General features: G+C 62.0%; 12 protein-coding genes. 7 read left to right on the forward strand and 5 right to left on the reverse strand.

All coding sequences use genetic code 11. The features are described 5' to 3' along the window. Window positions 1-16 precede the first annotated feature (16 nt). From DevBK_RS00905 to DevBK_RS00920, 4 genes are read right to left on the reverse strand one after another with little or no spacing between them, the layout of a single operon-like run. Window positions 17-802 (reverse strand): SDR family oxidoreductase, encoded by a 786-nt coding sequence (locus DevBK_RS00905; RefSeq protein ID WP_317184127.1) that lies wholly within the window; start codon window positions 800-802, stop codon window positions 17-19. Next, window positions 799-1,725, reverse strand: a complete 927-nt coding sequence (locus DevBK_RS00910; protein WP_317184128.1) for a dihydrodipicolinate synthase family protein — start codon at window positions 1,723-1,725, stop codon at window positions 799-801. The genes DevBK_RS00905 and DevBK_RS00910 overlap by 4 nt, the downstream gene beginning before the upstream one ends. Before the next feature lie 22 nt (window positions 1,726-1,747). Beyond that, window positions 1,748-2,608 (reverse strand): amidohydrolase family protein, encoded by an 861-nt coding sequence (locus tag DevBK_RS00915; RefSeq protein ID WP_317184129.1) that lies wholly within the window; start codon window positions 2,606-2,608, stop codon window positions 1,748-1,750. Continuing rightward, window positions 2,601-4,301, reverse strand: coding sequence for a dihydroxy-acid dehydratase (locus DevBK_RS00920; RefSeq protein ID WP_317184130.1), 1,701 nt, complete (start codon window positions 4,299-4,301; stop codon window positions 2,601-2,603). The genes DevBK_RS00915 and DevBK_RS00920 overlap by 8 nt, the downstream gene beginning before the upstream one ends. A 202-nt stretch (window positions 4,302-4,503) precedes the next feature. Between DevBK_RS00920 and DevBK_RS00925 the strand changes: the two genes are divergently transcribed. The 4 genes from DevBK_RS00925 to DevBK_RS00940 all read left to right on the forward strand — a co-directional run bounded on the left by DevBK_RS00925 (window position 4,504) and on the right by DevBK_RS00940 (window position 7,717). After that, a complete protein-coding gene (locus DevBK_RS00925) occupies window positions 4,504-5,505 on the forward strand; it encodes a Gfo/Idh/MocA family oxidoreductase (RefSeq protein WP_317184131.1) in 1,002 nt (333 codons plus the stop codon). A 34-nt stretch (window positions 5,506-5,539) separates the two neighbouring features. Then, complete coding sequence (locus DevBK_RS00930; protein ID WP_062631396.1) at window positions 5,540-6,190, forward strand: GntR family transcriptional regulator; 651 nt, start codon at window positions 5,540-5,542, stop codon at window positions 6,188-6,190. Window positions 6,191-6,463: 273 nt separating this feature from the next. After that, entirely contained in the window at window positions 6,464-7,438 is a 975-nt protein-coding gene (locus DevBK_RS00935; protein WP_317184132.1) for a tripartite tricarboxylate transporter substrate binding protein, read from the forward strand. 51 nt (window positions 7,439-7,489) lie between these two features. Continuing rightward, window positions 7,490-7,717, forward strand: coding sequence for a DUF3072 domain-containing protein (locus DevBK_RS00940; RefSeq protein ID WP_061910045.1), 228 nt, complete (start codon window positions 7,490-7,492; stop codon window positions 7,715-7,717). An 89-nt stretch (window positions 7,718-7,806) separates the two neighbouring features. Here the strand turns inward: DevBK_RS00940 and DevBK_RS00945 are convergent, their stop codons facing one another. Next, on the reverse strand, window positions 7,807-9,408 hold the full coding sequence (locus DevBK_RS00945) for a GH39 family glycosyl hydrolase (protein ID WP_317184133.1): 1,602 nt from the start codon (window positions 9,406-9,408) through the stop codon (window positions 7,807-7,809). 316 nt (window positions 9,409-9,724) lie between these two features. Between DevBK_RS00945 and DevBK_RS00950 the strand changes: the two genes are divergently transcribed. The 3 genes from DevBK_RS00950 (at window position 9,725) to DevBK_RS00960 (ending at window position 13,600) form a co-directional block, all read left to right on the forward strand. Next, the gene (locus DevBK_RS00950; RefSeq protein WP_317184134.1) at window positions 9,725-11,659 is read left to right on the forward strand and encodes an ABC transporter substrate-binding protein; all 1,935 of its coding nucleotides are present in this window, start codon (window positions 9,725-9,727) and stop codon (window positions 11,657-11,659) included. A 64-nt stretch (window positions 11,660-11,723) separates the two neighbouring features. After that, complete coding sequence (locus tag DevBK_RS00955; RefSeq protein WP_317184135.1) at window positions 11,724-12,740, forward strand: ABC transporter permease; 1,017 nt, start codon at window positions 11,724-11,726, stop codon at window positions 12,738-12,740. Window positions 12,741-12,742: 2 nt separating this feature from the next. Beyond that, complete coding sequence (locus DevBK_RS00960) at window positions 12,743-13,600, forward strand: ABC transporter permease (RefSeq protein WP_317184136.1); 858 nt, start codon at window positions 12,743-12,745, stop codon at window positions 13,598-13,600. Window position 13,601 lies beyond the last annotated feature (1 nt).

The raw sequence follows: 13,601 nt of genomic DNA on the forward strand, positions 1-13,601 counted from the left end.
CCCCGCCAAGCGAACCTCAAACAGACTTGAGCATGCCGCCATCGACGCGGATCAGACTGCCGGTGACATAGGATGCTTTGTCGCTTGCGAGAAAGGCGACGACATCGGCCAGTTCCTCGGGGCGGCCATAGCGGCCGGCGGGGATTTGCGAGAGCGACTGGGCCTTTACCTCTTCGACGCTCTTGCCGAGGCGCTTGGCAGCGGCGGCGTCGAGTTCATCGACGCGGTCGGTATGGATGCGGCCCTGGACGATGACATTGGCAGTGATGCCGTCAGCGGCGACTTCGGAAGCGAGGGTTTTGCTCCAGCCGACAAGCGCCTGTCGCAGGGCATTGGAGATGGCGAGACGCGGAATGGGGGCTTCGACGCCGGAGGAGGTAAGCGTGATGATGCGGCCCCATTTGCGCTCTTTCATACCGGGCAAGAGGGCCTGGCTGATGGCGATGAGCGGGGCGATCATTGTGTCGAACTGACGGGAAAAATCAGCGGGCGCAAGGGCTTGGGCTTCGCCGGGTGGTGGGCCGCCGGAATTGTTGACGAGGATGTCGGCGCCGCCCTCGGCTGTGATCTTGGTGATCAGCGCTTGAATGGAGGCGGGGTCGGATAGGTCGAGCGAGACAGCGCTGATGCTGCCGCCGAGGGTTTTGTCGACCTTGGCATCGAGCGCGGTGATGGCGTCGGTCGAGCGGGCGGCGCCGATGACATGGGCGCCTTCATTGGCGAGGGCGAGGGCGGTGGCGGCGCCGAGGCCCTTGCTGGCGCCAAGGACGAGGGCGCGCTTTCCTTCGATTCCGAGCTTCATGCGGCGATCTCCTTGAGGCGCTTTTCTTGCCGGGCGAGGAGGCGTTCGACATCGGCGATGTCGAGTTTGCTCAATGCCGGCGCGGGTATACGCAAAGTAGCTGACGAAATGACGCCGCGTTTGGCAAGCACATATTTGCGGCAGGCGAGGCCGATGCCCTGCTGCTGCTCGTAGCGGGCGAGCGGGAGATAGGCGTCGAAGATGTCATGAGCGCGGTCGGGATTGCCCTTGGCGTAGTTTTCGACGACGCCGACCATCATTTCGGGGAAGCAAAAACCAGTCATGGCACCATCGGCGCCGCGGCCCATTTCTTCGGGGAGGAAGAGGCCGCCATTGCCGCAAAGGATTGAAATCCTTCGGGTTTCACCCTTGTCGCTGGAGGCGCGAAGGGTGGTGATCTTCGAAAGGCCGGGCCAATCTTCATGCTTGAGCATGACGCAGGTCGGGATATCCCTAACAATGCGATCGATGACTTTTGGGGCGATGGTGACATTGGTGGTGAGGGGATAATCCTGGAGCACCCACGGGGTTTTGCCGAGAACGTCGCCGACCGAGGCGAAGTAGGCGTAGATCTGGTCGTCCGTCTTGAGGGTCCAGGGCGGGGCGACCATGACGCCTGCGGCGCCGATTTCCATAACGGAATCAGCGAGTTCGCGCATGGGGGCAAGGCCTGGCGCGGTGACGCCGACGACGACGGGAATTTTGGCGCGGGAAATGACGCGGCGGGCGATTTCCCTTGATTCTTCGGCAGTTAGCTTGGGCGCTTCGCCCAATTGGCCGAGGATGGTGAGGCCGGTGGCGCCTTTTTCCTCATAGAAATCGACCATGCGATCGACACTTGCCCAATCCACTTCGCCGGTGTCGGAAAAGGGTGTGACGGCAATGACATAGACGCCTTTGGCGTCTTCGGTCAGGAGGGGCATGAGGCGACTCCGGTTATTGGGTTCAGTGCGAAAAATAGAGGGTGGCGGCGTTGTCGGCAAAGACCGCGGCGTGATGTGCCGGGGGGATAGTGTCGAGGCTGAGCGCGATCAGATCGTCGTCCTCGGGGACGGTCTTGAAAAGCTCGGTATGGGGCCAATCGCTGCCCCAAAGGACGCGGTTTGGGTAGCATTCCGTTAGCGTTGAAACGGCTGAACGATAGAACTGGTTATTCGGGGCGTCACTGAGGCGATAGGGCGCGGAAATTTTCACGTAAACGCGGCCGGTTTCCAGAGCGCGGTCGAGATCGTCGAGGGCTGTGCCAGGATTATCCAGCGCGATGAAGGCGAGGTGATCGATGACGCCGGTGATGTCGTATCGCGCTGTGAGTTCAGCGACTGTCGAGATGGCTTCGGGGCCGATCTGGAACTGCGCGTGCCAGCCGAGGGCGCGAATGCGCGGGGCAAGGGTCGCAAAGGCGTCAAAGCCGATGCCGGATTTATTGCGCAGGTTGAAGCGGACGCCGCGAACGCCGAGGGCGTCAAGCCGCTGGAGTTCGGCGTCGCTGGTTTCGGGCGGAATGACGACGACGCCCCGGAGGCGATCGGCGTGGCCGGTCAGCGCTGTCAGGAGGACGCGATTGTCTAGGCCGTAGACGCTTGGTTGGACAAGGACGCCGCGGGCTATGCCGAAGGTATCGGCGAGGCTAAGCCAATTGTCGATCGGTTCGATCCGCGGCGTGTAGTTGCGCGGGGTGGCGAGCGGCGCCGAGGGGGCGAAGACGTGGAAATGGGCGTCGCAGGTGTTTTCGGGGAGACGCAGATTGGCCGAATTGCGCAGCGGGCGCGGCGGCAGGCAGAGCGGGGCGTCGAGCGCGTCAGCCATGGTCTTTGGCGGCCATAAGGAAATCGAAATCGAGACCGTCATCGGCCTGGGTGACGTGGCGGTCGTAGAGCTGGGCATAGCCGCGGGGCGGCGAGGCGGGCGGCGGGGGCAGGGCGGCCATGCGGGCGTCGAGCTCGGTGTCGGAGATCAGGAGTTCGAGGCGGCGATTGGGCACGTCGAGGCGGATGCGGTCGCCGGTACGCACAGCGGCGAGGGGGCCGCCATCGGCGGATTCGGGCGTGATGTGGAGGACGACCGTGCCGAAGGCGGTGCCGCTCATGCGGGCGTCGGAGAGACGGACCATGTCCTTGACGCCCTGGCGGGCGAGATGGCGTGGGATGGGAATGTAGCCGGCTTCGGGCATGCCGGGAGCGCCCTTGGGGCCGGCGTTGCGGAGGACGAGGACGTCGTCGGCGGCGATGTCGAGACTGGGATCGTCGAGGCGTTCGGTCATGTCGCGGACTGAATCGAAGACGACGGCGCGGCCTTCGTGGACCTGCAGCTTTGGATCGGCGGCGGCATGCTTGATGACGGCGCCGCGTGGGGCGAGATTGCCCGAGAGAACAGCGATGGCGCCGGCAGGCGAGATGGGCGCGGTGCGCGGGCGGATGATCTGGGTTTCGTAGCGCGCGGGCAGGGTGCCGATGGTATCGCCGAGAGTGCCACCAAAGGCGCGCGGGGCGGTGAGATCGAGAAGATCGGTCAATTCCGAGAGGAGGCGCGGGACGCCACCGGCGGCGTGGAATTCGCCCATATAGCCGGTGCCGGTGGGTTTTAGATCGACAAGGACTGGGACCTTTTGGCCGATGGCGTCGAATTCGGCCATGTCGAGCTTTTTGCCCAGGCGCCCATAAATGGCGGCGAGATGGACCACGGCATTGGTGGAGCCGCCGAGGGCCTGGAGCGTCACGAGGCCGTTGCGGAGGGCGGCGGGGGTCAGGACTTCTGCCGTGGTGAGACCGGTCTCGGTCATGGCGACCGCGGCGCGGCCGGTTTCTTCAGCAAGGCGCATGCGCTCGGACGAGGTGGCCAAGGCTGAGCCGGCCTTGGGGAGGGAGAGGCCCATGGCTTCCATCAGGGCCGCCATGGTGGAGGCAGTGCCCATGACGGTGCAGGTGCCGACGGAACTGGCGAGCTTGCCATTGATCTCGGCGACTTCGTCGGCATCGATCTGATCGGCGCGATACTGGGCCCATATGCGGCGGCAATCAGTGCAGGCGCCGAGACGTTCGCCGCGATGGCTGCCGGTATCCATGGGACCCGTGGGGAGGACAATGGCGGGGACTTCACTCGAAGCCGCAGCCATGACCTGGGCGGGGATGGTCTTGTCGCAGCCGCCGATCAGGATGACCGAATCCATGGGCTGGGCGCGGACCAGTTCCTCGGTTTCCATGGCCATGAGATTGCGCAGGAACATGGAGGTGGGCGCGGCAAAGCTCTCGTGGATCGACATGGTCGGGAAGACCATGGGCATGCCGCCGGCCAGCATGACGCCGCGCTTGGCCGCTTCAATCAGCTGCGGGACATTGCCGTGGCAGGGATTATAATCGGAATAGGTATTGGCGATGCCGACAATGGGGCGATCGAGCGCGTCATCGGAATAGCCCATGGCCTTGATGAAGGCCTTGCGCAGGAACAGCGAAAAATCCTGGTCGCCATAGCTGGTCAACCGTCTGCGAAGCCCGCGGGTCACGATATCCTCCCTGCCGCGTCTCAGTGCGGCTTGTCGGGTCATTCCTACAGGCGTCAGCATTATTGTCAATAATGCGGTTAGCGTTGTGTGCGGTTTTGGTTGTGCATCATGGTTATATGCGCTTAAATTCAGGCAAATCGCTGCAGTGGTGGATTTCGTCGCTGGGCGCGAGAAAACGATAAATTATTGATAAGAGGCGATTGTGCGGATCGGATTGGTGGGGGCGGGCTGGGTTACGCAATATCACTTGCCGGCGTGGAAGAAGCTTGCGGGTGTCGAGGTTGTGGCGATCTGCGACCCCGATGAGGCGGCGCGGAATGCGCGGGCGGATGAATTCGGGATTGCGGGGCGGTACGAGTCGCTGGCCGATATGCTGCAAGGTGAGCGGCTCGATGCGCTCGACATTGCTTCGCCCCGGAAATTTCATGCCGAGCAGGTGATGTTGGGCGGAGAGCGAGGCTTGCCGATGCTGTGCCAGAAGCCGCTCGGGGTTGATCTCGCGGAGGCCGAGGAGGTGGTCGCGGCGGTGTCGGGACTGGCGCGATTGATGGTGCACGAGAACTGGCGCTTTCGGCCCTATTATCGGCAATTGCGGGACTGGCTTGACGAGGGGTTGATCGGCGAGGTTTTCGAGGCGCGGCTCGATTTTCATTCGAGCGGGATGATTGCCGATGGCAAGGGTGAGCGGCCGGCACTGGTGCGGCAGCCGTTCTTCCGGCGCGAACAGCGGCTGCTCGTGATGGAGGTGTTGATCCATCACCTCGATAGTCTGCGGTTTTTGCTCGGCGAGTTGGCGCTGACATCGGCGCGGCTGCGGCGAAGCAATGACGAGATCATCGGGGAGGATCAGGCTTTGCTGCGGCTGGAGCGGTTGGCGGACGGAATGCCGCTCAACGTGTCGGGTAATCTCGCGGTGCATGGCGCGCCGCCGGCGCCGAGCGATCAGCTTTGGCTTTGGGGGAGCAAGGGCACGATCCATTTGGATGGGACAGTGCTGAGACTATTGGGGTCGAGCCCGCGCGAGATGCGGTTCGATGGGCCAGAGAGCTATCAGGCGGCCTATGACGGGGCTGTGGCGCATTTCGTCGATTGCTTGCGAACGGGGCGTGCGTTCGAGACCAGCGCGGCCGATAATCTTGAAACACTGCGGCTGGTGGAGGCCGCCTATGCGGCGAGCCAGTTTAAACCGGCGGGGACTCTCTGATAGAAGGGCGGGATAACCTCCCGGGGCCGCCAGCATGACCGAGCATCACGAGACCGAACCCGAAGACGTGAAGATCGTGCGGGCGCTTGAGGAGGACATCATCTTCGGGCGGCTGGCGCCGGGGTCGCGCCTGACCGAGGACAAGCTCCTGTCGCGCTTTCCGGTGACGCGGCATTTCGTGCGGCAGGCGCTGGTGCAGCTCGAGCAGATGGGCGTCGTCGTGCGCGAGCGCAACAAGGGCGCCACGGTGCGCTCGCTGACCCCGAGCGAGGTCGAGCAAATCTATGCCGTGCGCGAACTGGTGCAGCGGCAGGCGGCGCTGATGATCCCGCTGCCGGCGCCGCAGGGGCTGATCGATGAGCTCCAAGAGATTCACAAGGAGCATGGCGAGCATATCGAGGCGGGTTATCTGCGCGGTGTGCACGAGACCAATGACCGCTTTCACCTGACGCTGTTCGGGGCCTGCGGGAACAAATATCTCGTGCAGGCGATCGAGCTTTACATGCGCTACAGCCTGCCGGTGCGGGCGAACTCGATGGCGGATCGGGCGGCGCTCGATATTTCGCATAGCCAGCATCGGCTGATGATCGAAATGCTGAGCGGGCGGGATAATTGGGTTCTGGCGCAACTGTGTGTCGACCATCTGCAGCCGTCTAAGAAGCGGTATATTGGGTTGGTGGAATAGGCGGGTGAGAAGGCCCCCTCACCCGGATTGCTAGGCAATCCGACCTCTCCCCCAGCGGGAGAGGTGTCGCTGCGCGAAGTTGGTGGTTGAATTTTCCCCTGTTGCGATTGCCGTTAGATCTCCCTCATCCGGCGCTGCGCGCCACCTTCTCCCCGAGGGGGAGAAGGATAAGAGGTGCGCAAACTTGAATTGTGCAGGTGGGCTGCTGCGGCTAGCATCTTTCTTGGACCGTGAAACACGGCCGGGCGCGGGAGGCGCCTTGAGGAGGATTTGATGAAGCTTGCTTTTGCTGTGCCGGCCCTGGTGGCTGGGACTTTGGCGCTGGTGGCGCCGGTCTTGGCTCAGGGGGATTTTCCGAGCCATCCGATCAATCTCGTCGTGCCGTTTGCGGCGGGCGGATCGACGGATCTTGTCGGGCGCATTGTTGCCGAGGCTATGTCCAAGGAGCTTGGGCAGAATGTGCTGGTGGTGAACCAGGCAGGGGCCGGGGGCGTCGTTGGAGCGACGGCGGTGGTCGATGCGGCGCCGGATGGCTACATGATCCTGATGGGGACGATCGCGACGCATGCGCTGAGCGCTTCACTTTATGCGACGCCGCCGTTTGATCCTTCGGCCGATTTCACGCCGATTTCTCTCTTGGTGACGGTGCCCAACGTCTTGCTGGTCAATCCCGACTTTCCGGCCAAGACGGTCGAGGAGCTGATCGCGAAACTGAAGGCGGAGCCGGAGGAGCATGCTTATGCGTCTTCGGGCAATGGGACGCCGCTGCATCTTTCGGGGGAATTGTTCAAATCGATGACCGGCACAGACATGGTGCACGTGCCCTATCAGGGATCGGGGCCGGCACTGGTCGATGCGCTTTCGGGCGCGGTGCCGATCATTTTCGATAATCTGCCTTCGGCGAGCGAGCATATGAAGGCGGGGACGCTACGGCCGCTGGCGGTGACGACGCTGGAACGGAGCGCGAGCTTCCCCGACGTGCCGACCATGGATGAGGCCGGGGTGCCGGGCTATGAGACCAACACCTGGAATGCGCTGTTTGCGCCGGCCGGGACGCCACCCGAGGTGATCGAGAAGCTCAATGCGGCGGCGGTGGCGGCGGTCAATGATCCGGCGGTGAAAGAGCAACTCGCGGAGGCTGGCGCGGTGGTCGTCGGGTCGACGCCGGAAGAACTGGCCGAGCATGTGAAGAGCGAAGTGGCGCGCTGGGCGCCGGTGATCGCCGAGGCAGGCGTTTCGATCCAGTAGGGAACGGGTTGCGGGTGGTGAACGTTTAGAGAACAAACGAGGAGTTCTCAGATGTCCACGACCAATCCCAAAATCGATCCGGGTCCGCATTCCAATCTCGAAAAGGACCCGAGCGAATGGACGACCGGCGACGATCCGATGACGGATGCGCAGGGGTCTTATTTGAAGACGCTTTCGGAGCAGGCGCATAAGCCGGAGCAGTTTGCCGATGATCTGAGCAAGGCGGAAGCCTCGGAGCGGATCGATGCGCTGCGGCAGGAATTGGGGCTGGGTTCGTAAGCGCGATCTCCACAAAATAAAGCACCCCGCCGAGGGAGGTCGGCGGGGTGCTGTCGCGACAAATCAGCAAGGGCTGATTTGCGCGGAGTTCAGTAGTCGATGCGGAGGAGAGAGACGCCCTGGCGGGGGAGAGTGGTCGTCAGGGTGACGGCGCCGTTGGAGGCTTCGGCGGTGGAGGTTTCGAAGACGGCGAGTTGGCCGGAGGCTTCCAGCTTCTTGTAGTCGTCGCCGGTGACCTCCTGAGGCGAGCCCATGGCTTTCCACACGCCGAAGGAGTTGGAGTGATCCTTGTCCATGCGGTAGTGGGTCAGCTTGTGGCTGCCGGGCTGGATGCCTTTGAGTGACAGGGTGACGTTGGCGGCGCCGTCTTCGACATCGTCATCGTGGTAGTTCCAGACGAGGATCGAGACGCCGGTATCGTCGCGGGTGGCGACGGCGTTGACGTCGGGTTGCTCGCGGACGCCGTGTTCCATGATGGTCTGGATATCGAGGGCGTGGTCGGATTTGGCCTCGACCCATTCGCCTTTGAGCTTGCCGAGCATGCGGAAGCCATTCAGCACCGCCTTATCGACGCCATTGGTCGCGAGATCGCGGAAACCGTCGTACCAGGGCTGGTCTTCGAAGAGGAAGGCCCAGGTGACGGCGCCTTCGATTTCGATGCCGGCGCGCTGGCTGAGTTCGTAGGTGCGGATCATGCTTTCGACGACATAGGCGCCGTAGAGCGGCCCGTTGCGATAGCCGTTTTGCGGATGAACGCGGGCGGAGCAGGCGGCGCAGCCTTCGGGGTCGGATTCGCCGATGACCGTGGGCAGATGGCGCAGGGTCGGGAATTCGTTGACGATGGCGAGGTTGGCTTCGATATCGCGGAGCTGCTTGTGGAGGCCCATGCGGACATGGTCCTTCCAGATCACCGGATTGCCCTTGGCGTGGAAGGCGATGAAGTCGATGGGAGAATCGTTGTCGACAACGTGCTGCAGGAATTCGCGGAGGAATTTCTGCGCCTTTGGGTTGTTGAAGGCGCCGCAGGTGTGTGGACCGCCGACGCGGGCTCCGGGCAGGGCGGCTTTGATGGCACGGGCGGCGACATCGTACATTTCGCAGAATTGCGGGATCGTACCCTTCCAATAGATGCCATCGGGCTCGTTCCAGACTTCCCATGGCCAGGACAGGACGTTTTCCTCGCCATAGCGATCGGCGAGGTGCCGGGCCCAGGCGTGGATGAGGTCGCCCCACTTCTTGAGATTGTTGGGCGGATTGGCCCAGCCCGTCAGGATGGTGGCGTAGGGATCGGTGGGGGTCCAATGGTGCCGGTATTCGCCTGGATCGTCGGAGAGGGCTTCGGGCATGAAGCCGACCTGGATCAGCGGGATATTGCCGGCTTCGACATAGGCGTCGAAGATCTGGTCCATGATGGTCCAATCGTAGACCGGGTTGCCGTCGGCGTCTTCGGTATAGGCATTGGTCGAGCCCCATTTGAGGGCATATTTGCCATCGCCTGAGGTGAGAAGATTGTGCGTGCGTACGCGCGGGGGCTCGGGGCTGAGCTCGGTCAGGGCGTTGAGCAGCTTCTTGCCATTGGCGGTGTAGGTGTAATTCGGCTCGTCATAGCCGAACCAGTTCCACAATGGCCGGTAAGCACCGCGGCTTGCGCCTGCGTCCACGTCGATGCGGACGTCGTAAGTCGTGGTCATTGTCTTGTCTCCACCCTTGATAGCTGCGTTTTGGGTCATTGCCCGTTTGGTGCGGTGAGCCTACTCGGGTGCGTGTCTTTGTCAATAATACAAAGGTGGATTGTCGATTAAATCCCGCACTATGGCGATCAAAGGCGTGAAAATGCGCTGTTTTGTCGATAATCCTGTTGCCCTCGGTTAAAATATTGTCGATAAAGCTGTTGGCGCGGACTGCCGGGAGGAATTGGCGGGCGGCGTCGAGGTGAGGGAGGCGATGTGCGGCGAAGGCCTGCGCAGTCGCTGCCTGCGCAAAGCGCGGGCCATAGGAGGAACGACCATGCTCTTTCGGAAGCTGGTGGCAACCGCGCTAGCGATCGCCAAGGTGGCGATGCCAGTCGCTATAGCCGCAACGGCGGTGCCGGTAGCCGCCCAGGATTTCATTGCGGGTATTCCGCGCAACGAGGCGCTGATCATTCAGGGTCCGGCAGCGCAAAATGCCGAATGGTTCAACCTTTGGGCGCCGGGCGGCGGGGCGAGCAATAATGGCTTGCAGCAGCTGACCGCCGATACGTTCTGGTTCATCAATCCCGAGGGCACGGGCGACGCGGCCTGGACCAATGCGCTGGCGACCGAAAAGCCGATCTATAATGACGATTTCACGCAGATGACCGTCAAACTGCGGGATGGCATCTTCTGGAGCGACGGGGTTCAGTTTTCGGCTGACGATGTCGTCTATACGGTCGAGACGCAGATCGAACATGCCGGCATGGGCTGGAGCGCGCCGTTTACGGTCAATGTCGAGAGTGTCGAAGCGACCGATCCATTGACGGTGGTTTTCAATCTCAAGGAACCCAATTCACGGTTCCATACGCTCTTTACCGTGCGCTGGAATGCGGCCTGGATCATGCCCAAGCATGTGTTCGAAAAGGTCGAGGATCCACTGACCTATAACGCCAATCCGCCGGTGTCGCTCTCGGCCTATGTGCTTGACAGCTATGACAGCGCGGGCAATTGGGTGATCTGGAAGCTGCGGGAGGACTGGCAGCGCACCTCGATCGGCATGACGCTCGATAAGGCGCCGGACGTGAAATATGTCGTCTATCGCAATGCGGGCAATCCCGATGCGCGCGTCATCGAGCAGATGAACCACAATCTCGATGTGATCAACGACATTGCGCCCGAAGGCATGTTCACCATTGCCCGCGATGCGCGCGAAACCACCGCGTCATGGTTCCCGGGCTTCCCCTTTGCCCATCCCGATCCGACACTGCCGTCAGTGCTCTTCAACCACCAGCGCGAACCTTACGCCAATAAGGACGTTCGCTGGGCGCTGGCCCTGATGATCGATATCCGCGCCGTGGCCATGGGGTCTTATCGCGGGGCAGCGAACCTGGCTGCACTGTCCGTGCCGCCGACCGGTACGGCCGTGGTCGATTATTACGAGCCGATGCAGGAATGGCTCAACGGCTATGAGCTCAATACCGGCACGCGGACCATAAAGCCTTACGACCAGACCGTGCCGCAGCAGATCGCTGCGCTCGTCAAACCGCAATGGGGCGAGGACATTCCGGACGATCCGGCCCAGCTTGCCAAGATGTTCGGCAATGGCTGGTGGAAGCAGGACGTGCAGGCGGCAGCGGAACTGCTGCAGAAAGCCGGCTTTACCAAGAACGGCAACCAGTGGATGAAGCCCGATGGCACGCCATTCACCATCAAGCTGATGGTCGAGGGCGACAATGTTCCGACGCTCGCGCGTGCCGGTACCATCATCGCCCAGCAGTGGTCGATGGAAGGGGTGCAGACGACGGTGGACGTCGCGGGGCCGACCAACGGCCAGCGTCTCGGCGGCGGTGACTTCGAGGTCGCCATCTACTGGACCGTCGAGACCTGGGGCGGCCACCCGGACCTTTCGTTCTTCCTCGAAAGCTATCACTCCGATTTCGTCAAGCCAGCCGGGGAAACCCAGCCGCCGCGCAACCTGACCCGTTGGACAGATGAACGGCTCGACCAGATCATCGAAGCCAATCGCGTGATCGGGTTCGACGCCCCACAGGTCACCCAGCTCGGGATGGACTATCTCAAGCTTGCCGTCGAAGAGATGCCGTTCATTCCGCTGATGGCCTACAACAAGTTTGCGCCTTTCGACACGACCTACTGGACCGGTTATCCCAGCGCCGAGAATCCCTATTCGGCTTCGGGTCCGTTCTGGAGCAACCTGCGCTACATGGTGGTGGCCCTCGAAGCCAACCCGAACGCACCGGCTGCACAATAGGCCCTGCGGGCGGGGCATGACCCCGCCCGTTTCCTTTGATTCATAGTTCGAAACGGGCACGCAGATGGACGGCTTTGCCAAATATCTCGTCCGGCGCCTCTTCCAGTTTTTCCTCGTGATTTTCCTGGGCGTTTCGCTGGCTTTCGTCATCACCAAGCTTTCCCCGGTCGATCCGGTGGAACAATCCGTGTCGTTGATGACCAATTTCGGTGCTACCGACCCGCGGGCGGTGGAACTGATGCGCGAAGCGCTGCAGGAGCTTTATGGCCTCAAGGGCTCGATGATCGAGCAATATGTGGGGTTCTGGGGTCGCGTGGTGCAGGGCGATTTCGGACCCTCGCTTTCATCGTTCCCGACGCCGGTGATGTCGCTGATCATGAGCGCCTTGCCCTGGACCGTTGGGCTTCTGACATTGGCGCTGATCATCACCTGGACGCTCGGCAACCTGCTCGGGGCGTTGGCGGGCTACTACCGCAACAATACGCTCTTAAAACTGTCGGGCGCGGCGATCATGGCGCTCCATCCGGTGCCGGCCTATATCATCGGTCTCGTGTTACTGCTTGCCTTCGGCTTTATCTGGCCGGTGCTGCCGATCTCGGGCGGGGCGCAGATGAACCTGCAGCCGGCGTTCAGTTTCGACTATATCCGCTCGCTTATTCTGCACGGCACGCTGCCGGCGCTGACGCTGGTGCTCGTCGGGATCGGGAGTTGGTTCATTTCCATGCGGTCGCTGGTCTCCAATATCGTGACCGACGACCATGTGGTCTATGCCGAGCTCGGCGGGGTGAAATCGAGCAAGATCTTTTCCCAATATGTGGCGCGCAATGCGCTGCTGCCGCAGTTGACGGGGCTGGCACTCAGCCTTGGCAATGTCTTTGGCGGCGCCGTTATCACCGAATTTCTCTTCAATTATCCCGGCGTCGGGCGGCTCCTGATCCAGGGCATTTATCGCGGCGATTATTCGCTGGTGCTCGGGGTGACGACCATGTCGATCGTGGCGGTGGCTGTCGCCGTCTTCATCATCGATCTCATCTATCCGCTCATCGATCCGCTCATCGATCCGCGCGTGAGGCACGGCTGACCATGTTCAAGATTCTTCGCGACTTGCTGCGCTATAACCGGGAATTCGCCATCGGCTTCGTGCTGACGCTCGGTATTTTCCTTTTCGCTCTGGCGCACTTCTGGGCGCCAATGCCGGACAGCGCCATCTATCTCCTGCCGCCCGACATGCCGCCTTCGGCGCAATACTGGTTCGGCACGACATCGCGCGGGCAGGACGTGCTCTGGCAGATGAGCTCGGCGATCTGGAACACGATGCTGTTTGGGATCACCGTGACCATCCTCAGTCGTTTGCTCGCGGTCGCCGTGGGCATGATCTCGGGCTATCTTGGGGGCAAGTGGGACGAGGCGTTGATGACACTCAATGACACCATGATCGCGCTGCCCAATATTCCGATTCTCTTGCTCGTCTATTTCGTGATGCGGGATTCGATGAGCTGGCCGGTGCTGGCGGCGACGGCCGCGCTCCTCGGGTGGAACTACGATGCGCGGCTCATCCGCTCGGTCACGCTGAGCTTGAGGAACCGGGAATTCACGCGTCATGCGGTGTTCGCCGGGATGAGCGTGCCGCAGATCCTAATCCGCCAGCATCTGCCCTATGTCATGCCGGTGATCTTCTTTACCGCGATGAACAACCTGATCTGGGCCATCGGGCTCGAGGTGACGCTATCGGTGCTCGGTTTTTCCGACATCAACCGGCCGACCATTGGGGGGATGATCTATTGGGCCAACCAGCACCAGGCGATAATCGCCGGCATCTGGTGGTGGATCGCGTTTCCGATCATCGCCATCGTGCTGCTGTTCCTCGGGCTGTTCCTGCTCGCGATATCCGTCAACGAATATATCGACCCGCGTAGTCGCTTGAGCCGGATGGGAGCGTGAC

It is taken from the genome of Devosia sp. BK (assembly GCF_032907385.1).
Classification (GTDB): Bacteria; Pseudomonadota; Alphaproteobacteria; order Rhizobiales; family Devosiaceae; genus Devosia.